The sequence below is a fragment of the Bradyrhizobium frederickii genome (genome assembly GCF_004570865.1).
Lineage (GTDB): Bacteria > Pseudomonadota > Alphaproteobacteria > Rhizobiales > Xanthobacteraceae > Bradyrhizobium > Bradyrhizobium frederickii.
On the sequence record NZ_SPQS01000005.1, the window covers coordinates 219,061 to 239,715 of the forward strand.

Genomic DNA, 20,655 nt, shown 5'->3' on the forward strand with positions numbered 1-20,655 from the left:
GGCGGCGCGTGCATGATCGACGATCTCTGGTACAAGAACGGCGTGATCTACTGCCTGTCGGTCGGCTCCTATATGGATGCCAACGGCGACGGCATCGGCGATTTCAAGGGCCTGCTCCGCCGGCTCGACTATCTGCATGGGCTCGGCATCACCACGATCTGGCTGATGCCGTTCCAGAGCTCGCCGGGCCGCGACGACGGTTACGACATCGCGGATTATTACAGCGTCGATCCCCGCTACGGCACGCTCGGCGATTTCGTCGAGTTCACCCATGGCTGCAAGCAGCGCGGCATCCGCATCATCATCGACCTCGTCGTCAACCACACCTCGGACCAGCATCACTGGTTCAAGGAGGCGCGGCGCGACAAGGCCTCGCCCTACCGCGACTGGTATGTGTGGTCCGACACGAAGCCGGCCGGCGCCAACAAGGGCATGGTGTTTCCCGGCGTGCAGAAATCGACCTGGACGCGCGATAAGGAAGCCGGCGCGTACTACTTCCACCGCTTCTACGATTTCCAGCCCGATCTCAACACCTCGAACCCGCATGTGCAGGCCGAGATTCTCAAGATCATGGGCTTCTGGATCCAGCTCGGCGTCTCCGGCTTCCGCATGGACGCGGTGCCCTTCGTGATCGCGACCAAGGGCGCCAAGGTGAAGAAGCCGGTCGAGCAATATGACATGCTGCGCGCGTTCCGCGAATTCCTGCAATGGCGGCAGGGCGACGCCATCATCCTCGCCGAGGCCAACGTGCTGCCGAAGACGGACATGGAATATTTCGGCCATGACGCCGACCGCATGCACATGATGTTCAACTTCCACGTCAACCAGCACCTGTTCTATGCGCTGGCCTCAGCCGATTCGCGGCCCCTGGCGAAGGCGCTGAAGGCGACCAAGCCGCGGCCGGCCACCGCGCAATGGGGCCTGTTCCTGCGCAATCACGACGAGCTCGATCTGGGACGCCTGACCAAGGCGCAACGCGACGCAGTGTTCAAGGCATTCGGTCCCGACAAGGACATGCAGCTCTACGACCGCGGCATCCGCCGCCGTCTCGCGCCGATGCTGGGCGGCGACCGCCGGCGGCTCGAGCTCGCCTACAGCCTGATGTGCACGCTGCCGGGAACGCCCGTGATCCGCTATGGCGACGAGATCGCGATGGGCGATGATCTCTCGCTGCCCGAGCGCAATTGCGCGCGCACGCCGATGCAATGGTCGACCGAGCCGCATGGCGGCTTCACCAAGAGCGACAGGCCGGCCTGCCCTGTCATCGACAAGGGCCCGTACGGCTATCCGCATGTCAACGTCGCCAAACAGCGGCGCGACCCGAATTCCATGCTGAACTGGACCGAGCGCATCGTCCGCATGCGGAAAGAGGTGCCGGAGGTCGGCTGGGGCGATTTCGCCATCATCGCGACGCGCGATCCCGCCGTGTTCATCATGCGCTACGACTGGCGCAACAACTCGGTGCTGTTCGTGCACAATCTCGACGAGAAGCCGCGCGAGATCGCGTTCTCGGCGGGGCTGCCCGGCGAGACCGGCGCGCACCTGATCAATCTGCTCGCCGAGGACCACAGCCACGCCGACAAGCGCGGCCAGCACCGCGTCGTGCTGGAGCCCTATGGCTATCGCTGGTACCGCGTCGGCGGGCTGGATTATCTGTTGAAGCGGAGCGATATCGACGGCGATAAAGCGCGGGGGAAGAAGCATCCGGGGTGATGTATCGACACCCTCCGCCGTCGTCCCGGACAAGCTCGCCTCGGGCGCGCAGATCCGGGACGACGACTAGGGTGGAGCGACGATGACGCCCTCATTGCCGCGCAAATCCAGCACGCCTTCGATCTGCTCGCCCTCACGATCCAGGAAAGTCGACAGCAATATCCTGCTGCCGAAGCGGACCGCGCTGGTCGTCACGGTGACCGGGGCCGCACCGAGATTGAGCGCCACGATCACCGCCTTGCCCTCGGCCTGCCGCCGATAGACCAGGAGATCGCCTTGCGCGGCGATCGGATCATAATCGCCCGCGACCAGCGGCGGGCAACTCTGCCGCAAGCCGATCAGGCGCTTGTAGAGGTTGAGGATCGAGTGCGCATCGGCTTCGAGATTGGCGACATTGTCACGCACATAATGCTCGGGCAGCGGCAGCCAGGGCCGCACGGCGGAGAAGCCAGCAAATTCGGACGCATCCCATTGCATTGGTGTGCGGCAGCCGTCGCGGCCGACGCCGATGCCGGGCACGTTCTTTTCGAAGGGATCGCGGACATCCTCCGGCGCGATGGTTACCTGGTGCATGCCGATCTCGTCGCCGTAATAGAGCGTCGGTGTGCCACGCAGCGTCAGCAGCAACATAGCGGCGACGCGCGCCTGCTCCGTGCCGACGCGGCTCGCAACGCGTGGACGATCATGATTGCCGAGCACCCAGTTCGGCCAGGCGCCGCGCGGCAGGGCCTTCTCGTAATCCTCGATGATCCTCTCGATCGAGCGCGCGCTCCAGAACGTCGAGAGCAGCGCGAAGTTGAACGGCATCTGCGCGCCGGTGAGGTCGTTGCCGTAATAGGCCATGAGCCGGTGCAGCGGCAGATAGATCTCGCCGATCAGGACGCGCGCGCGATACGCATCGGTGACCCGGCGCATTTCGGCGATGACATCGTGCACCTCCGGCTGGTCGGTGGAATATTGCGTCAGGATCTTCTCGTTCGGCGGCCGGCCCTCGACGTAATGCGGGTTCGGCGGATTGTCGCGGAATTCGGCGTCCTTGACGAGATGCCAGATGACGTCGACGCGGAAGCCGTCGACGCCCTTCTCCAGCCAGAACCGCATCACGTCGTAGATGGCGTCGCGGACGTCCGGATTGCGCCAGTTCAGATCCGGCTGCTGGGCGAGGAAGGCGTGGTAGTAATATTGGCCCGTGGTCTCGTCGAACTGCCACGCGCTGCCGCCGAACTCGGACAGCCAATTGTTCGGCACGCCGCCGTCAGGCGCGGGATCGCGCCAGACGTACCAATCGCGCTTGGGATTGTCGCGCGAGGCGCGGCTTTCGACGAACCAGGGATGCCGGTCCGAGGTGTGGTTCGGCACGAGATCGAGGATCAGCTTCAGGCCGTTGTCATGGACCGCCGCGATCAGCGCATCGAAATCGGCCATCGTGCCGAACAGCGGCTCGATGTCGGTATAGTCCGAGATGTCGTAGCCGAAATCGGCCATGGGCGACGGGAAGATCGGCGACAGCCAGATCGCGTCGACACCGAGCGATTTCACATAAGGCAGCCGCCGCAAGATGCCGGCGAGATCGCCGACGCCGTCACCGTTCGAATCCTGAAACGAGCGCGGGTAGATCTGATAGAAGATGCCGTCGCGCCACCAATTCTCGTTGTCGTGAGCCATGCCGGAAGACCACCCAAAATCTGCCTCTCGCGCGGAAGAACGCGACAACACCGCCCGGGTTCAAATTGGCAGGCCAATTGGGACGGCCGTGTGACTATTGTTCCGGGGTCCGGTACGAATCTTTTGCTTGGCGGCCTGGCAAAAATCGGCATTGTGACGCCATGACCGAGCAAAATGACACCAAAGCCAAGGCCGGCGCGATCATCGTCCCCGTGACGCTGTTCGAGCAGAACTGCACCATCATCTGGGACGAGCCATCCAAGAAGGCCGTGGTGATCGATCCCGGCGGGGACGTGCCGAAGATTCTGGACGCGATCGAGCAGACCGGCGTCACCGTGGAGAAGATCTGGCTGACCCACGGCCATATCGACCATGTCGGCGGCGCAGCCGATTTGCGCGACGCGCTGAAGGTGCCGATCGAGGGACCGCATGAAGCGGACAAATTCCTGCTCGACAACGTGGTCGAAAGCGGCGCGCGCTTCGGCATGACCGGCGTGCGCAACTTCGCGCCCGACCGCTGGCTCAACGAGGGCGACACCGTGTCGATCGGCGATCTCAAGTTCGACATCTTCCACTGCCCCGGCCACTCGCCGGGCAGCGTGGTGTTCTTCAACAAGGAGCTGCGCTTTGCCCATGTCGGCGACGTTCTGTTCGCGGGCTCGGTCGGACGCACCGATTTGCCCGGCGGCAGTCATGCGACCCTGATCAATTCGATCAAGACAAAGCTGCTGCCGCTCGGCGACGACGTCGGCTTCATCTGCGGCCATGGCGCCGGCTCGAGCATCGGCCAGGAGCGCATGACCAATCCGTTCATTACCGGAGAGATGTGAGATTCTATTCGGCGGCGTCCGCCAGCGCCGCCGGCTCACCAAGGTTGCGCTCGCCCCACTCACGGATTGCCGCGACGACGGGCACGAAGCTCTTGCCTTTGCGGGTGAGGCGATACTCGACCTTCGGCGGCACCTCACCGAAGTCCTTGCGGGCGATCAGGCCGCTCGCCGTGAGCGCCTTCAGTTCGCGGCTGAGCACGCGCGGCGTGATCTCCGCGCTGCCGTTGGCACCGCGCAGAAGGCCGCTGCGGATCTCGCCATAGCGGCGCGGGCCGTCCTTGAGGTCCCAGACGATGCGCAGCTTGTACTTGCCGCTGATCATCTTCTGAAAGGCCGCAACCGGACAGCTGCGCGCCGGGTTCGCCTTTGCCATGTCGTCAGCTCCACGCGCAATCAGCTTGCGGCAGGATAGGAGCAACGACGAAAAAGTCCATACTATCAATTTTGTCCATACTTGCGGCAGCGCCTCCAAGGCGCAGATGATGACGCACATGTCGAACAAGGAGCGTCACATGAAGCACTTCATGATCAAATACGAATTCAAGGACGGCGCCACAGAGGCCTGGCACCAGGAGATCGGCCGCTTCATCAAGGCGATCGACAGCGATCCGGAGCTGAAAGGGCGGATCGGCTATCGCGTCCTGAAGCATCGCGACGACGGCAACTACTTCCATCTCGCCAGCGTCGCCGACGAGGATGCGCAGAAGACGCTGCAATCGCGCGACTTCTTCAAGGCCTATTCGGCGATGACACGACAGGTCTCCGGCGGCGAGGTGACGGCAACGCCGATCGAGATGATCGACGCAACGGCGTAGCCACAAACACGGCTGTCGTCCCTGCGAACGCAGGACGACGGCGGTGGCTACTTCATCAACCCGGCCGCGGTCAGCGCGCGCGTGATGATCTGGCTGAGATCGAAGCCGCGCCCCTGCTCGCGCTTCGGTTCGGCCGGCTGTTCGGCGATCGCAGCGCGGATCGAGCGGGCGAGATGCGGCGCAGGCGAGAGCGCGGGCTTGGCCAAAGGCCTGGCGTCCGCCTTGGCAGCGTCCGCGATCCAGGCGGTGAGGCCGAAGAACTTGGCGATGTGGTAGGACGAGGAAATGCCGGCCTCGATCAGGAACGCGCCTTCGACGCCATAGCGCTGGTCGTTGTCCGCGAGGCCCAACGGGGTGCCGTGCGCCATGTCGGTGATGGCGTAGGATTCGACCAGCGTCTCGCCGTCCTTGCCCCACCAGGTCTGGCGCGGATGACCGTCGACGATGGTCTCCGCCATCGGCGCGTCCGGCAAATCGTGCAGATCGAGCCACTGTTTGACGATCTCGTTGGCATTGCCGGGATTGACGGTGCGGTCGGCACTGCCGTGCCACACCGAGATTTTCGGCCAGGGACCGCGATGACCGGAAGCGTTGCGCACGAGATCGCCGAGCTCGCGCGCCGGACGCACCGGGGAATGAAACATGCCGTCGAGCGCCTCGCGCAGGTTCGAGGCGATGCCATAGGGCAGTCCCGCAATGACCGCGCCGGCCGCGAAGACCTCCGGGTAGGTCGCGAGCATCACCGAGGTCATGCCGCCACCGGCGGACAGGCCGGTGATGAAGACGCGCGTGGGATCGATGCGATGTGCCCCGACCATGTGCGCGACCATCTCGCGGATCGAATGCGCCTCGCCGCTGCCTCGCGCCGTGTCTTCCGGATTGAACCAGTTGAAACAGGTATTGCCGTTGTTGATGCGCTGCTGCTCGGGCATCAGAAGCGCGAAGCCATAGTGCTGGGCCAGCGTCGACCAGCCGGCGCCAAGATCGTAAGCCGCCGCGGTCTGCCCGCAGCCATGCAGCACGACGACCAGCGCGCGCGGCTTCTGCAACCGCGCCGGCACGTAGGCGAACATGCGCAAGCCACCGGGATTGCCGCCGAAGCCGGTCACCTCCTGCAACGGACTTGACGCATCCGCCCCGCGTCCAGGCTCGGCGAAGCGCAGACCGTCCAGCCTCGGCAGACGTCTCAACAGATCAATATTTTTGGCGAGCGACACGGCAACTTCCTGGTGGGGCGACGTTCAACGTTCAGCCAAACCAGATAGTTGCTGCGTTGCAAAATAAAAAGACCGTGCGCTGTCAATTCAGCGAAATCAGCGGAAATCCTGCGGAAATCGCACGCATTAACCTCATTGGCGCAACTTCATGTCGATGCGCGGCGCAGCCACGTCAGAAATGCGGCACAAATCATGATCAATGTCACAAACAATCCGAGCGAGACCACAAATCCTGCGCGCGCTGATTGCAGAGCCTCGATCGCGAAGAACACCGCGCCGATTGCGGCCACCCCGGCCGCATTTCCGATCTGCGCAATGGTGCCGTAGATACCGGAGGCCGAGCCCGCGGCGACGGGCTTCACGGTCGAGAGCACCACGCCGGAGAGCGGCGCCATCACCAATCCCTGACCGTAGCCAAAGATGATCATGGTGAGGGCGAGCAGGAGCGGCGACGCCGCATCGACATAGCCTGCGACAAGCGCGAGGGCGGCGAGGCCCGCGGCCTGGATCGCGCAGCCCTCGATCAGCACCCTGCTGCCGCGATGCTGCGCCCGCGCGCCACTGTGGCGCGACGCCACGACGAAGGCCAAAGCGAGCGGGAGGAAGGCCATGCCGGCCGTGAGCGGCGGGATCTCGAGGCCGCGCTGCATGAACAGCGTCATGACCAGATAGAAGGAGAGGTTGGCAAGGAAGAAGAAGAAGGCAGCGCCAAGCCCGCGCAGGAAGGCTGCGTCGGACAGCAGCGTGAGATCGATCAACGGCATGCCGCCGGCGCGCGCCACCGCATGCTCCAGCTTCAGGAACCCGGCGAGGATGACGCCGCCGAGGGCCATGACGGCCCAGAGCCAGAGGCTCCAGCCGACATCGTGACCAAACAGCAGCGGGCCGATCAGGCACAGCAGCCCTGCGAACAGAACCACGCTGCCTTTGATATCGAGCCTTGTCCCCGAGCGCCGCGGCGCCGACGGCATGATGCGCCAGGCGGCTGCTGCAATGGCGAGGCCGCCGGGCACGTTGACGAAGAACACCGACCGCCAGCCGGTGCCGGCAAGATCAACCGTGAGCAAGAGCCCGCCGAGCAGGAAGCCGGCCGCGCCGGCCAGCCCGAGCACGATGCCGTAGACGGCGAAGGCGCGGCCGCGCGATTCATCCGTGAACAACAGATGCAATGTCGCCAACACCTGAGGCACCATCAGCGCCGCGGTCGCGCCTTGCGCCAGCCGAGCAATGATCAGTTCCAAGCCGGATTGGGCGAGGCCGCACCACAGCGACGTCAGGGTGAAGCCGAGCACGCCGGCGAGAAATACGTTCTTGGTGCCATGGATGTCGCCGAGCCGGCCGCCGGTGACGACCAGCGTGGCATAGGCGATCAGATAGATCGCAATCACGGATTCGATCTGGGCCGGCGTCGCCTGCAGCTCGACTGCGATGGTGGGAATGGCGACGTTCACGATGAAGGCATCGACGCCGAACATGAACTGGGCGGCCACGACGATCGCCAAGACCCACCAGCGGCTGGTCGAGTCGATTGGCTTTGTGACGATTTGATGCATCGGTGCGGATCCCTGGCTCGCGGCCGATGATCTCAAACCACATGCAAGGCCGCGATTACCTCACAGGTAAGGTTCGTGCCCTCCTCGCCTCGTGTGCGAGGAGAGGCCGGAATTCAAACGGAGTCGTATTCCGGGTGAGGGGAATTTCCGCGAACTGCGCGCAACGACGGCGTGGGGACATTTCGGAAGTCCAACTGACACCCGCGGAGACTCCCCCCACCCTGACCCCCTACCCGCAAGCGGGGAGAAGGAGAAAAACACGCATGCCTGCATTCCGCCGTGCGGGACACCGCGTGATTGCGTTTGCTCACTCCGGCACGTAGCCTTGCCGCCTCAACAAACAGAAAATCAAAGCCGGAGAAACGCCATGGCGCGCCTGAAGTTCGGAGCCTTTCTTGCCCCGCATCACCCGATCGGGGAGCATCCGATGCTCCAGTTCCGGCGCGACCTCGACCTGGTCGAGCAGCTCGACGCGCTCGGTTATGACGAGTTCTGGTGCGGCGAGCACCATTCATCCGGCTGGGAGATGATCGCCTCGCCCGAGATGTTCCTGGCCGCGGCCGGCGAGCGCACCAAGCGGATCAAGCTCGGCACCGGCGTGGTATCGCTGCCGTATCATCATCCCTACAACGTCGCCCAGCGCATGGTGCAGCTCGACCACATGACCGGCGGCCGCGCCATCTTCGGCTCCGGCCCCGGCGCCCTCGCCTCGGACGCCCATACGCTCGGCATCGACCCGATGACGCAGCGCGACCGCCAGGACGAGGCCATCGGCATCATCCGCCGCCTCTTCAACGGCGAGCGTGTCACCGCCAAGAGCGACTGGTTCACCATGAACGACGCCGCGCTGCAGATCCTGCCGCTGCAAGAGGAAATGCCGTTCGTGGTGGCCTCGCAGATCTCGCCCTCGGGCATGACGCTGGCCGGCAAATACGGCATCGGCATCATCTCGCTGGGATCGATGACGACGCAGGGGCTGATGTCGCTGCAGCAGCAATGGCAGTTCGCCGAGGACGCGGCGAAAAAGCACGGCACCAAGGTCGACCGTGCCGACTGGCGCGTGCTCCTGACCTTTCATATCGCCGAGACCCGCGAGCAGGCGCGCAAGGAGGCCGGCGCCGGGCTGATGCGCTGGCACAACGAATATAATGTCGGCACGCTGCAGCGGCCGGGTCTCACCGCGTTCTCCTCGCCCGACGAGGCCGTGGACAAGACCGCCTTCGTCGAGGGCGCGGCCTCCACCATCGGCACGCCCGACGATCTCGTCAAAACCATCAAGAACGTGATGCAGGTCTCCGGCGGCGTCGGCGCCATCATCGGCTTCGTGCATGACTGGGCCAACCCGGAAAATACGCGCCGGAGCTGGGACATGGTTGCGCGCTACGTCGTGCCGGAGATCAACGGCTATATCGACGGCCTGCGCAGGTCGCAAAAATTCGTGATCGAGAACCGCGCGATCTTCGAGCGCGCGGGCCAGGCGGTGATGGCCAAGATCATGGAGAACGAGAAGGCCGCCGAGGCGCTCAAGGTGACCGGCCCGGGCCGTGTCGCCATCCCCGCCGTCAACGCCCCGGATCTGCAGAAGGAGGCGGCGAAGCGGTAGGTCGCGCGGCACTCGTCGCCCCGGGGCGCGCGCAGCGCGAACCCGGGACCCATAACCACAGGATGCAGTTTTACGAAGACTCGGAGTTGCCGGCTTCGCGCCACAACCTCTTCCTGTGGTTATGGGTCCCCGCCTACGCGGGGACGACGATGTCGTGTGGTCTTTTGCGCCAGCAACCGTCGCATCATCGCGGCCGGATCGTGCTATGTTCGCGGAGCTTGGCTCAACCGGAGCAATCGTCATGTCGATGCAGAATGTGGCCGCAACGTCGCCCGACTACACCGCGCCCAAACGCAACGCGCTGACGCACATTCCCGGCGATGAAGGCTGGCCGATCATCGGCAAGACCCTCCAGGTGCTGGCCGATCCCAAAGGCCATGTCGAGGCGAACGGCGCCAAATACGGCCCGGTCTACCGCACCCATGTTTTCGGCGAGACCAATGTGGTGCTGCTCGGGCCTGAGGCCAACGAGCTCGTGATGTTCGACCAGCAGAAGCTGTTCTCCTCGACCCACGGCTGGAACAAGGTGCTCGGCCTGTTGTTTCCGCGCGGATTGATGCTGCTCGATTTCGACGAGCACCGGCTGCACCGCAAGACGCTGTCAGTCGCCTTCAAGTCCGGCCCGATGAAATCCTACCTCGCCGATCTCGACCGCGGCATCGCCGCCCGGGTCGCGCGGTGGAAGGCCAAACCCGGCGAGATGCAGCTCTATCCGGCGATGAAGCAGCTCACGCTCGATCTCGCCGCGGCCTCGTTCCTCGGCGCCGACCTCGGACCGGAGGTCGACGAGATCAACCGCGCCTTCGTCGACATGGTCGCGGCCGCCGTCGCCCCGATCCGGCGCCCCCTGCCCGGCACGCAGATGGCGCGGGGCGTAAAGGGGCGTAAGCGCATCGTCGCCTATTTCCGCGAGCAGATTCCGCTGCGACGCGGCAATCACGGCGGCGACGATCTGTTCTCGCAGCTCTGCCGCGCCACCCACGAGGACGGCGCGCTGCTGTCCGAGCAGGACATCATCGACCATATGAGCTTCTTGATGATGGCGGCGCATGACACGCTGACCTCGTCGCTGACCTCCTTCGTCGGCGAGCTCGCCGCCAACCCGGACTGGCAGGACAGGCTGCGCGCGGAAGTTCTCGCGCTCGGGCTCGCGCCGGGCGCGCCCAGCAGTTTCGACGACCTCGAGAAGATGCCGCTGACGGAGATGGCGTTCAAGGAAGCACTGCGGATCAAGCCGCCGGTGCCCTCGATGCCTCGCCGCGCGATGCGCGATTTCACCTTCAAGGGTTTTACGATTCCCGCCGGCACCGCGGTCGGCGTCAACCCGCTCTATACCCACCACATGAAGGAGATCTGGCCTGACCCGGACCGCTTCGATCCCCTGCGTTTCACCGAGGAAGCCCAGCGCGGCCGCCACCGCTTCGCATGGGTCCCGTTCGGCGGCGGCGCGCATATGTGCCTCGGCCTGCACTTCGCCTACATGCAGGCGAAATGCTTCGCGCGGCACTTTCTGCAGAACATCGAAGTGTCGCTGGAACAGGGCTACAAGCCGGACTGGCAGATGTGGCCGATCCCGAAGCCCCGGGACGGCTTGCGGGTGCGGGTGAAGGCGATCTAGCGTCCACTCTCGTGTCCCGGACGGCGCGAGCCGGGGCACGAGGTCTCGTAGGGTGTGCAAAGGCGCGGAGCGCCGTGCCCACGTTTCGTCGCGATAAGAATTCGTGGGCACGCTTCGCTTTGCCCACCCTACGACACCGCCGGTGGAGCGGCCTCTACGCCCCCTGGTCGAATGCCTTGCGCAAGGCCACATAGCCCTGCTGCTGCTGGCTCCAGTTGCGGCCGCCGGTCATGGCGCCGTCGACGACGAGATCGTGGCCGTTGATGAAGCTGGATTCGTCGCTCGCCAGAAACACCGCGGCCTGGGCGATGTCGTCGGGCAGGCCGGCACGCGGGATCGGCTGCGCGGTCTTGTAGACCTCGCGCATCACCGCCGGCGTTTTCTCCGCGGCATCGGTCGAAAGCCCGAGCGCCTTGCCGAAAATCCCGGTCGCGATCGCACCAGGCGAGATCGAGTTGACGCGCACGTTGGACTCGCCGAGCTCCATCGCCACGCATTTGGTGAGATGGATCACCGCCGCCTTGGCCGCGCTGTAGACCATCGAGGACGAGAAGCCGGCAAGGCGGCCGGCGATGCTGCCATTGTTGATGATGCTGCCGCTCCCCTGCTTCTTCATCACGGGCGCGGCGTGCTTCATGCCGAGCATGACACTGCGCACCAGCGTCGCCATTGCCGCATCGAAGCGCTCGACCTCGAGGCCCTCGATGCCGCCGGTCTGCGCCGGGCCGCCCGCATTGTTGAACAGGCAGTCGATCCGGCCGAACTTGTCCACGGCGAGCGCGATCAGGGCCTGCATCTGCGCTTCGACCGTCACGTCGGTCTGGCGGAAGATGCAATTGGCCCCGAGCTGCTTCGCCAGCGCCTCGCCTTCCGGTACGCGCCGGCCCGCGATCACAATTTTGGCACCTTCGGCAACGAAGACTTCCGCAGTGCGCAATCCGATCCCGCTCGTCGCTCCCGTAATCACCGCAACCTTGCCGTCCAGCCTGCCCATGGAATGTTCCTGTTTTCAAACGATTTGATGCCAAATGGCGAAACCTGGCCGCTGCCATGGCCGGAGCCGCTACTATTCCTGCCCGCTTCCGCCGAGGCAAGCTATGCTTGTGCGCACGGCATGCGTAAAATCCTGATGGGTCGCGCGCTTTTCGAATGCCTATCGCAACTGGGCCGCGCATGGGGAAGCTGATCGACGAGTTCCGCAATGGCTGGCAGGGCACGGCGCCACCCTCGCTCGGTCTCAGCATCTCCTTTGCGGTTCTCTGCCTGTTGGCCGCGACCCTGGTCCGTTGGGGACTCGCCCATGTGCGCCCCGACGTCTACTTCACGCCGTACTTCCCGGCCGTGTTCTTTGCCGCCGCATTCGGAGGCTTCCGGATCGGTATCGTCACCGCGCTGGTCGGCGGCGTGCTGGGCGTCGTCGTGAATTTCGGCGATGCCTTTGCCGATCGCGCGCGGTTTGCCCTGCTCGCGCTCTATTGGGCGGTCTGCGCGCTCACCATCTGGGGCGTCGAGCACTATCGCACCATGCTGGCGGAGCAGCGCCGGATCGCCAAGCGCCTGATCGAGGAAGAAGAGTATCGCAAGCTGCTGGTCGACGAGCTCCAGCACCGGTTGAAGAACAAGCTGTCGACGGTTCACGCCGTGCTGCACCAGGTGCTGCATGACCAGCCGCAGGTCTGGGCCCGGGTCGATCCGCGGCTGCGCTCGCTGGCCGCGACCGACGATCTGATCTCGCGGATCGACAAGGCCGGCTGCGACATCCGCGATCTCCTGATCTCGGAGCTCGGGCCTTACGGCCATGTCCGCTTCACCCTCAATGGCGAGCGGCTGTTCCTGCCGCCGAGGCTCGCGGTCACGCTGTCGTTGATGTTTCACGAGCTCGCCACCAACGCCGGCAAGTATGGTGCGTTCTCCGCACCGCGCGGTCTGTTGCAGGTGTCGTGGACCGTCAGCGATGACCGCCTGACCATCACCTGGGACGAGACCGAGGGGCCGAGCGTGGACAAGGTCTCCGAGCCCGGCTTCGGCACCAAGCTGCTGAAATCGGCCCTGTCGGCCTTCGATGGCAGGACCGAGATCTCCTACCTGAAGACCGGACTGCATTGCATCATGCAGTGCCGAATTCCGCGAGGCGAGTAAATCTCGCAACGCCGCTTGCGGGTAGGGCAATCGCATGTGATCTTGCGCGATCTGAGCACGCGCCCCGTCCTTCGAGACGACCGCTCCGCGGTCTCCTCAGGATGAGGCTAAGCGGCATCGGTACTCGTCTAACTAGCGCAGGGCACTCCGTCCTCATCCTGAGGGCCCGCCAACGGCGGGCGTCTCGAAGGATGGCCCCAGGAGCCCGCTCCCACGCGCGCTCGGCCCGTGCTTTCGCATGCGCTGTTGACGCTCTGTTAATGACGATCGTCTGCGCACCTCGCAACGTCGCAAGTTTCCGCCAAAACAGCCCCGTATTTCTCCGGACCCCTTAACCAAACTTAAGAGGGAACCGCGCAAGATCGCGTCCATTGCAAAAGCGCGCTGAAACAACAAGATTCATGACGTCTATGAACGACAACGAATATTCCGGCGCGACTGAAGCCGAGCTCAGTTTTCTCAAGGAAATCGTTAGAATGCTGCCGGCCGGCCTGACCGTGCAGGATGCGCATGGCGAGCTGCTGCTGGTCAACGACGCCGCGGCCGCGCAGCTCGGCATCGACGGCAGCCGCCCTTCACCTGATCTGGCACCGCGCCGCGAGGCCTGTCGCCGCGCCCTGCGTGCCGGCCAGGCCGTGGTCATGGAGGAAGCGCTGCACGGCGGCGCCGCGCGCCAGGTGCTGCTCACGACCCATCGTCCCGTTCGCCTCGCCGGACGCGAGCTCCTCATCTCGGCGTCCTCCGACATCACCGAGCAGAAGAATTTCGAGGACCAGCTGTTCCGCTCGGCCTATTTCGACGAGCTGACCGGATTGCCCTCGCGGCGCGTCATCGAACATCGCGCCGCCAGCCTGCTTGCGGAGAACAGCGGCAGCGGGCGTTTCGCGCTGGCCTTCCTCGACGTCGACAATTTCAAGCACATCAACGACTATTACGGCCACGCCGTCGGCGATGCGCTGCTGGTCGAGTTGTCGAAGCGGCTCGGACGCGACTTGCGCGATTCCGACATGCTGTCGCGCATTTCCGGCGACGAATTCCTGCTGCTACTGTCGCCGATCCAGAGCGTGGAGGAGGTGGCCGAATTCATACAATCGACGCTGGAGCGGCTGACGGCGCCGTTCTTCATCGACAATTCGGAAATCTTCGCCTCCACCTCCGTCGGCGTCAGCCTCTACCCCGATCACGGAGGCAGCTTCGAGGCGCTGCGCCAGAACGCCGACATCGCGATGTACCGCGTCAAGAACGACGGCAAGGGATCGGCGGCCTTCTTCGACTCCAGCATGGAGCGGGAGGCACTGGCGCGGATGAAGATCGAGCAATCGCTGCGACTGGCCATCCTGGAGAAGCGGTTCTGCTGCGCTTTCCAGTCCAAGGTCGACATCCGTACCCAGGCCGTGAAGGGCATCGAGGCCCTGGTGCGCCTGCGCGACGACGAAGGGGTGATCCAGGCGCCCGGCTCGTTCATCGATCTCGCCGGCGAACTCGGCCTGATCGACGAGCTGACCCACCTCGTGCTCGCCGAGATCGTCAGGTCGATCGACGCGATCAACGCGACGTTCGGGGCCGAAGCGACCATCAGCATCAACGTCGCCGCCAAGCAGGCCGGCAACCCCGAGTTCATGCGCAGCTTTGCGCGGGCGCTGGAGGAGACCGGCTTCCCGCAGCGCTTCATGATCGAGGTGACGGAAGACGCCTTCGTCGCCAAGAATCATTTCCAGGCCGAGATCCTGCCGATGTTCCGCAAGCTCGGCGTCGGCATCTCGATCGACGATTTCGGCACCGGCTATTCCTCGCTCTCGGCGCTGGCCGATATCACCGCGGACGAGATCAAGATCGACCGCTCCTTCATCACCGACATTCACAAGCGGCCGCGTAGCCAGGGTATCCTGCGCGCGATCGAATCCTTGAGCGAAGCACTCGGCATGACCGTGATCGCCGAAGGTCTCGAATCCTTCGAGGAACTCGCCTATCTCCAGGCCGCGACCAAGATCCGTTACGCGCAGGGCTATTATTTCTCGCGGCCGATCTTCCTCGAGGAGCTGAAGCTCGCAACCCCGTTCTCCAGCGAAGCGCGGACCAACGTCGCGAGCCGCCCGCACCAGCAGAACCGCCAGGGCTATTCGCGGGCGAGCGGATATCGACGGTAGGGCGAAAGCGGCGCAACACACATCGCCGTCGTCCCGGACAAGCGAAGCGCAGATCCGGGACCCATACCCACAGGGAGCCGTGTGACGCGAATCTCCCACTCCGAGTCTTCGCCAAACCTCTTCCTGTGGGTATGGGTCCCGGGTTCGCTTCGCGCCCCGGGACGACAGCAATTGCTGAGCTCGCTGAGGGCCCATTTCCCCCTTTGAAATCGCTGGCCTTTTGCTAATACACAGGCGCACTTCCGCTGGGATATGTCATGTCCGCTTCCGCCTCGATCCGCGACCCTGCCTATCTCCGTGCGCGCGCGATGGAGACGCTGTTCGAACGGCTGGAAAAGCTCTGCGAGGGCGCCATCGCGATCGACCGCGGCGGGCGGGTCGTCTACGTCAACGAAAAATACCTGGCAGCGCTCGGCCTCGCGCGCACCAGTGAGGCGATCGGCCGTCCCGTCGAAGAGGTCATTCCGAACAGTTTGATGCGCAAGGTGGCCGAGACCGGGGAGCCGATCCTGCTCGACATCATGGAGCTCGGCGGCGAGCAGCTGGTCGTCACGCGCATGCCGATCGAGGACGAGAACGGGACGGTGATCGGCGCGATCGGCTTCGTGCTCTATGACCACCTCGAAAGCCTGAAGCCGCTGCTCGCCCGCGTCGCCCAGCTCGAGAGCGATCTGCGCCTGGCGCGCCGGCAATTGTCGAACGCGCGCGCGGCGCGCTTCACCTTCGCCGACTTCGTCGGCACCACGCCCGGCATCGCGCAGGCCAAGGCGCTGGCAGGCCGCGCCGCGCGGCAGAGCGTCACGGTGCTCCTCACCGGCGAGACCGGGACGGGCAAGGAGATGCTGGCCCAGGCGATCCACAATGCCTCCTCGCGCGCAGACAAGCCGTTCGTCAGCGTCAATGTCGCCGCGATCCCGGAGACGCTGATCGAATCGGAATTCTTCGGCACCGCGCCGGGCGCCTATACCGGCGCCGATCGCAGGGGACGCGAAGGCAAGTTCCGTATTGCCGACGGCGGCACGCTGTTTCTCGACGAGATCGGCGAGATGCCGCTGCAATTGCAGGCCAAGCTGCTGCGCGTGCTGCAGGAGCGCGAGATCGAGCCGCTCGGCTCGGACAAGATCTCGAAGGTGGACGTGCGCGTGGTCGCCGCGACCAATGTGGACCTGCGCAAGCGCGTCAGCGACGGCGCGTTCCGGCCCGATCTGTATTATCGGCTGAACGTGCTCTCGATCGACCTGCCGCCACTGCGCCAATGCCTCGACGATCTCCCGGACATCTGCGCCCGGCTGCTCGAGGACATCAGCGCCTCCGGCGACTACGTCAAGGCGAAGATCACGCCGAGCGCGCTCGACGCACTCGCACGCTACGACTGGCCCGGCAACGTCCGCGAACTCCGCAACATCCTCGAGCGCGCGCTGATTCTCAGCGATTCCGGCAGGCTGACCGGCGAGGACGTCGCGCGCATCCTTCCCATCGGCACCGAGGTCAGGCTTGCGCCGCCCGCACGCCCGGCCGGAGCGGTGGTGCCCTATGCCGAAGCCGAGGCGGAGTTCGAGAAGCACACGCTCGAACAGGCGCTCGCCGCCAGCAACGGCCAGATCTCCGTGGCCGCCAGGATGCTGCGGATCTCGCGCGCGACCTTCTACAAGAAGCTCGCCAAATTCGGCCTCGCCTCAGGGCAACCCTCCGTCTGAGTTTCGAGACACGGACCTGTCCGGAGTCTCGGATTCCTGACACGGTGCCTGGCTACTCTCCGGCTCCAGCCATGCCGGATTGCCTGGATTCGACAGCCTTTCACAAGCCAAAGGGATCTGGCGCAAACCTTGCTCGTTGCTGCCCGCTCTCGCGGGAGCAAGCTATTCCACGGCTGGTCCCTGCGCTAGAATCAACGCAAAACAATATCGGCATACGGTCGAAGGATCGGGAGGACCACCGTGAGCCATCATCCAGCTCTGCCCTATTTGCGCAATTCCGAGAAAGGCAAGGTGGTCACGGCGGCCGAGGCGGTCATGCTGATCCGCGACGGCGACACGGTGGCGACCGGCGGCTTCGTCGGCATCGGCTTTGCGGAGGAGATCGCGATCGCGCTGGAGGAGCTCTACCTCTCCAACGAGGGCGATGCGCCCTATACGCAGGGCAAGCCGCGCAATCTGACGCTGGTCTATGCGGCGGGCCAGGGCGACGGCAAGCTGCGCGGCCTCAACCATTTCGCGCATGAGGGCCTGGTCCGGCGCGTGATCGGGGGACATTGGGGACTTGCGCCGAAATTGCAGCAGCTCGCGGTCGCAGGCCAGATCGAGGCCTACAACCTGCCGCAGGGCGTCATCACGCATCTGTTCCGCGACATCGCCGCGCACCGGCCCGGCCACATCACCCGCGTCGGCATGGGCACGTTCGTCGACCCCCGGCAGGGCGGCGGCAAGTTGAATGCGCGCACCACCGAGGATCTGGTGGAGCTGATCACGCTGCGCGGCGAGGAGTGTCTGCTCTACAAGACCTTCCCGATCAACGTCGGCATCATCCGCGCCACCACCGGCGATCCCGACGGCAACCTCACCATGGAGAAGGAGGCACTGACGCTGGAGGCGCTCGCCATTGCCATGGCGGCGCATAATTCCGGCGGCATCGTCATTGCCCAGGTCGAACGGGTGGCGGAGGCCGGCAGCCTCAATCCGCGCCAGGTCAAGATCCCCGGGATCCTGGTCGACTGCGTCGTGGTGGCAAGGCCGGAGAATCACTGGCAGACCTTCGGCACCCAGTACAATCCGGCGTTCTCGAGCGAGATCCGTGTCCGCGCCACCTCGCTGCCGGTGATGCCGGTCAGCGAGCGCAAGATCATCGCGCGGCGCGCGGCGCTCGAGCTCAAAGCCAACAGCGTCGTCAATCTCGGCATCGGCATGCCCGAGGGCATCGCCTCGGTCGCCAACGAGGAGCGGATCATCGACCTCATCACGCTGACGGCGGAGCCCGGCGTGATCGGCGGCATCCCGGCGAGCGGCATCGATTTCGGCGCGGCGATCAACACCCAGGCCGTGATCGACCAGCCCTATCAGTTCGACTTCTACGACGGCGGCGGGCTCGATGCCGCCTTTCTCGGGCTCGCCCAGGTCGATCGCGCCGGCAACCTCAATGTCAGCAAGTTCGGGCCGAAGCTTGCGGGTGCCGGCGGCTTCATCAACATCAGCCAGAACGCCAAGGAGGTCATCTTCGTCGGCACCTTTGGCGCGGGCAAGCAACGTATTGCGGTGAACGACGGGAAGCTCGTCATTGTCGACGAAGCCAAGTCGCGCAAGTTCGTAGGCAACGTCGAGCATGTCACCTTCAGCGGCCGGTTCGCCGCCGCCCGCAAGCAGCGCACGCTGTACGTCACCGAGCGCTGCGTGTTCGAGCTCAGGCCCGACGGGCTCGAGCTCACCGAGGTCGCGCCGGGCATCGACGTCGAGCGCGACATTTTGCGCCTGATGGATTTCAAGCCGCTGATCCCGCGCGACCCCGCACTAATGGACGAGCGCATCTTCCGCGAGAGCCTGATGGACCTGCGCGAGCGCCTGCTCACCATTCCGCTCGACCAGCGCTTCACGCTGGACGAGCAGCAGAACCTGTTCTTCGTCAACCTGGAGCGCTATCCGCTGCGCAGCAGGGCCGAGATCGACACCATCGCTGCGACCGTCGAGGCGAGGCTCGCGCCGCTTGGCCGCCGGGTCTACGCCATCGTCAATTATGACAATTTTTCCATCCTGCCGGAGTTGATGGACGATTATTCGGCCATGGTCCGCAGCCTCGTCGACCGCTTCTATTCCGGTGTGTCGCGCTACACCACGTCCGGCTTCCTGCGCATCAAGCTCGGCGAGGCCCTGGAGAAGCGCGGCGTCGCGCCGCATATTTTCGAAAGCGCGGAAGAAGCGCGATCCGACTGGCGTCAGGTCCAAGGCGCCGGCACCGCGCGCGCCATGCAGCAGGCCCAAAAATGATGCAGGCTCGCGAGGCTGATCCGCGTCGCCGGAAGGTTCAATTGCAATGTCCGTAGTGTTGTGCGAATCGCTGTTGCCAGAAACTTTACATCAGGAGGGACCATCGTGCGTCGATCATTCATCATAACAACAACCATCCTCGCGCTCGCCGCGGGCACATCCGCGCGAGCCGACGACCTCAAGATCGCGTTGATCCACGGCAAGACCGGTCCGCTCGAGGCCTATGCCAAGCAGACCGAGACCGGCCTGAAGATGGGCTTTGAATACGCTACCAAGGGCACGATGACGCTCGACGGCCGCAAGATCGTCATCATCACCAAGGACGACCAGGGCAAGCCGGACCTTGCGAAGGCCGCGCTCGCCGAAGCCTATCAGGATGACAAGGCCGACATCGCCATCGGCACGACCTCGTCGGCCGCGGCGCTCGCGATTCTCCCCGTCGCCGAGGAGAACAAGAAGATCCTGATCGTCGAGCCCGCCGTCGCGGACCAGATTACCGGCGAGAAGTGGAACCGCTACATCTTCCGCACCGCGCGCAATTCCTCGCAGGATGCGATCTCGAATGCCGTCGCGGTCGGCAAGCAGGGTGTCACCGTCGCAACGCTGGCGCAGGACTACGCGTTCGGCCGCGATGGCGTCGCCGCCTTCAAGGAAGCGCTCGCCAAGACCGGCGCGACGCTCGCCGCCGAAGAATATGCCCCGACCTCGACCACCGACTTCACCGCGGTCGGCCAGCGCCTGTTCGACGCGCTGAAGGACAAGCCGGGCCGCAAGGTGATCTGGGTGATCTGGGCCGGCGCCGGCAATCCGCTCGCCAAGCTCCAGGACATGGACCCGAAGCGCTACGGCATCGAGCTCTCCACCGGCGGCAACATCCTGCCGGCGCTCGCCGCCTACAAGGGCCTGCCCGGCATGGAAGGCGCGACCTATTATTTCTACGACATCCCGAAGAACCCGGTGAACGACTGGCTGGTCGCCGAGCACCAGAAGCGCTTCAGCGCACCGCCGGACTTCTTCACCGCCGGCGGCTTCGCGGCCGCGATGTCCGTCGTCGCCGCCGTCACCAAGGCGAAGTCGACCGATACCGAGAAGCTGATCACGGCGATGGAGGGCCTGGAGTTCGACACGCCGAAGGGCAAGATGGTGTTCCGGAAGGACGACCATCAGGCGCTGCAGAGCATGTATCACTTCAAGGTCAAGGTCGATCCGAACGTCGCCTGGGCCGTGCTCGAGCCGGTGCGCGAGCTGAAGATCGAGGACATGGACGTTCCGGTCAAGAACAAGCGCTGAGTGCTTCTTGCTTCACCTCTCCCGCTCTTGTCCGCCGAAGCCTTGGCGAAGGCGGATGCGGGAGAGGCCGGGAGAGGGCTTTCTCCTCTTG

Annotated in this window: 15 protein-coding genes; 10 read left to right on the forward strand and 5 right to left on the reverse strand. The window is 64.7% G+C overall.

The features are described 5' to 3' along the window. Nucleotides 1-12: 12 nt before the first annotated feature. A complete protein-coding gene (locus tag E4K64_RS10800) occupies nt 13-1,713 on the forward strand; it encodes an alpha-amylase family protein (RefSeq protein ID WP_135163493.1) in 1,701 nt (566 codons plus the stop codon). A gap of 66 nt (nt 1,714-1,779) precedes the next feature. Here E4K64_RS10800 and E4K64_RS10805 read toward each other — a convergent pair whose 3' ends face one another. Further along, nucleotides 1,780-3,378: an alpha-amylase family glycosyl hydrolase gene (locus E4K64_RS10805; RefSeq protein WP_135163494.1), complete on the reverse strand. Its 1,599-nt coding sequence runs from the start codon at nt 3,376-3,378 to the stop codon at nt 1,780-1,782. A gap of 161 nt (nt 3,379-3,539) precedes the next feature. Here E4K64_RS10805 and E4K64_RS10810 point away from each other — a divergent pair, with 161 nt between their 5' ends. Then, a complete protein-coding gene (locus tag E4K64_RS10810) occupies nt 3,540-4,208 on the forward strand; it encodes an MBL fold metallo-hydrolase (RefSeq protein ID WP_135163495.1) in 669 nt (222 codons plus the stop codon). Nucleotides 4,209-4,212: 4 nt separating this feature from the next. Here the strand turns inward: E4K64_RS10810 and E4K64_RS10815 are convergent, their stop codons facing one another. Beyond that, nucleotides 4,213-4,581 carry a winged helix-turn-helix transcriptional regulator gene (locus E4K64_RS10815; protein ID WP_126257086.1) on the reverse strand — a complete coding sequence of 123 codons (369 nt, stop codon included), beginning with the start codon at nt 4,579-4,581 and terminating at the stop codon, nt 4,213-4,215. A 139-nt stretch (nt 4,582-4,720) separates the two neighbouring features. Between E4K64_RS10815 and E4K64_RS10820 the strand changes: the two genes are divergently transcribed. Further along, entirely contained in the window at nt 4,721-5,023 is a 303-nt protein-coding gene (locus tag E4K64_RS10820) for a hypothetical protein (RefSeq protein WP_126257085.1), read from the forward strand. 47 nt (nt 5,024-5,070) lie between these two features. Here E4K64_RS10820 and E4K64_RS10825 read toward each other — a convergent pair whose 3' ends face one another. Next, complete coding sequence (locus tag E4K64_RS10825) at nt 5,071-6,240, reverse strand: extracellular catalytic domain type 1 short-chain-length polyhydroxyalkanoate depolymerase (RefSeq protein WP_135163497.1); 1,170 nt, start codon at nt 6,238-6,240, stop codon at nt 5,071-5,073. Between the two features lie 146 nt (nt 6,241-6,386). Further along, the gene (locus E4K64_RS10830) at nt 6,387-7,793 is read right to left on the reverse strand and encodes an MFS transporter (RefSeq protein ID WP_135163498.1); all 1,407 of its coding nucleotides are present in this window, start codon (nt 7,791-7,793) and stop codon (nt 6,387-6,389) included. 367 nt (nt 7,794-8,160) lie between these two features. On the opposite strand from E4K64_RS10830, the gene E4K64_RS10835 reads away from it, so the two are divergent. Continuing rightward, complete coding sequence (locus E4K64_RS10835; protein WP_126257082.1) at nt 8,161-9,396, forward strand: LLM class flavin-dependent oxidoreductase; 1,236 nt, start codon at nt 8,161-8,163, stop codon at nt 9,394-9,396. A gap of 241 nt (nt 9,397-9,637) precedes the next feature. After that, on the forward strand, nt 9,638-11,014 hold the full coding sequence (locus E4K64_RS10840) for a cytochrome P450 (protein WP_135163499.1): 1,377 nt from the start codon (nt 9,638-9,640) through the stop codon (nt 11,012-11,014). 154 nt (nt 11,015-11,168) lie between these two features. Here the strand turns inward: E4K64_RS10840 and E4K64_RS10845 are convergent, their stop codons facing one another. After that, a complete protein-coding gene (locus E4K64_RS10845) occupies nt 11,169-12,008 on the reverse strand; it encodes an SDR family NAD(P)-dependent oxidoreductase (protein WP_135163500.1) in 840 nt (279 codons plus the stop codon). Between the two features lie 179 nt (nt 12,009-12,187). Between E4K64_RS10845 and E4K64_RS10850 the strand changes: the two genes are divergently transcribed. The 5 genes from E4K64_RS10850 to E4K64_RS10870 all read left to right on the forward strand — a co-directional run bounded on the left by E4K64_RS10850 (nt 12,188) and on the right by E4K64_RS10870 (nt 20,564). Further along, nucleotides 12,188-13,153: a sensor histidine kinase gene (locus tag E4K64_RS10850; protein WP_126257079.1), complete on the forward strand. Its 966-nt coding sequence runs from the start codon at nt 12,188-12,190 to the stop codon at nt 13,151-13,153. Nucleotides 13,154-13,563: 410 nt separating this feature from the next. Continuing rightward, nucleotides 13,564-15,300 carry a putative bifunctional diguanylate cyclase/phosphodiesterase gene (locus tag E4K64_RS10855; RefSeq protein WP_167771953.1) on the forward strand — a complete coding sequence of 579 codons (1,737 nt, stop codon included), beginning with the start codon at nt 13,564-13,566 and terminating at the stop codon, nt 15,298-15,300. Between the two features lie 257 nt (nt 15,301-15,557). Further along, entirely contained in the window at nt 15,558-16,997 is a 1,440-nt protein-coding gene (locus E4K64_RS10860; RefSeq protein WP_135163502.1) for a sigma-54 interaction domain-containing protein, read from the forward strand. 240 nt (nt 16,998-17,237) lie between these two features. Next, entirely contained in the window at nt 17,238-19,274 is a 2,037-nt protein-coding gene (locus E4K64_RS10865; protein ID WP_135163503.1) for an acyl CoA:acetate/3-ketoacid CoA transferase, read from the forward strand. Between the two features lie 105 nt (nt 19,275-19,379). After that, complete coding sequence (locus E4K64_RS10870) at nt 19,380-20,564, forward strand: substrate-binding domain-containing protein (RefSeq protein WP_135163504.1); 1,185 nt, start codon at nt 19,380-19,382, stop codon at nt 20,562-20,564. Nucleotides 20,565-20,655: the final 91 nt, after the last annotated feature.

Bases quoted from the DNA above. Each gene is read 5' to 3' on its own strand.
- E4K64_RS10800 (WP_135163493.1), top strand. From the start codon at position 13: ATGATCGACGATCTCTGGTACAAGAACGGCGTGATCTACTGCCTGTCG.
- E4K64_RS10805 (WP_135163494.1), bottom strand. From the start codon at position 3,378: ATGGCTCACGACAACGAGAATTGGTGGCGCGACGGCATCTTCTATCAG.
- E4K64_RS10810 (WP_135163495.1), top strand. From the start codon at position 3,540: ATGACCGAGCAAAATGACACCAAAGCCAAGGCCGGCGCGATCATCGTC.
- E4K64_RS10815 (WP_126257086.1), bottom strand. From the start codon at position 4,581: ATGGCAAAGGCGAACCCGGCGCGCAGCTGTCCGGTTGCGGCCTTTCAG.
- E4K64_RS10820 (WP_126257085.1), top strand. From the start codon at position 4,721: ATGAAGCACTTCATGATCAAATACGAATTCAAGGACGGCGCCACAGAG.
- E4K64_RS10830 (WP_135163498.1), bottom strand. From the start codon at position 7,793: ATGCATCAAATCGTCACAAAGCCAATCGACTCGACCAGCCGCTGGTGG.
- E4K64_RS10835 (WP_126257082.1), top strand. From the start codon at position 8,161: ATGGCGCGCCTGAAGTTCGGAGCCTTTCTTGCCCCGCATCACCCGATC.
- E4K64_RS10840 (WP_135163499.1), top strand. From the start codon at position 9,638: ATGTCGATGCAGAATGTGGCCGCAACGTCGCCCGACTACACCGCGCCC.
- E4K64_RS10845 (WP_135163500.1), bottom strand. From the start codon at position 12,008: ATGGGCAGGCTGGACGGCAAGGTTGCGGTGATTACGGGAGCGACGAGC.
- E4K64_RS10850 (WP_126257079.1), top strand. From the start codon at position 12,188: ATGGGGAAGCTGATCGACGAGTTCCGCAATGGCTGGCAGGGCACGGCG.
- E4K64_RS10855 (WP_167771953.1), top strand. From the start codon at position 13,564: ATGAACGACAACGAATATTCCGGCGCGACTGAAGCCGAGCTCAGTTTT.
- E4K64_RS10860 (WP_135163502.1), top strand. From the start codon at position 15,558: ATGTCCGCTTCCGCCTCGATCCGCGACCCTGCCTATCTCCGTGCGCGC.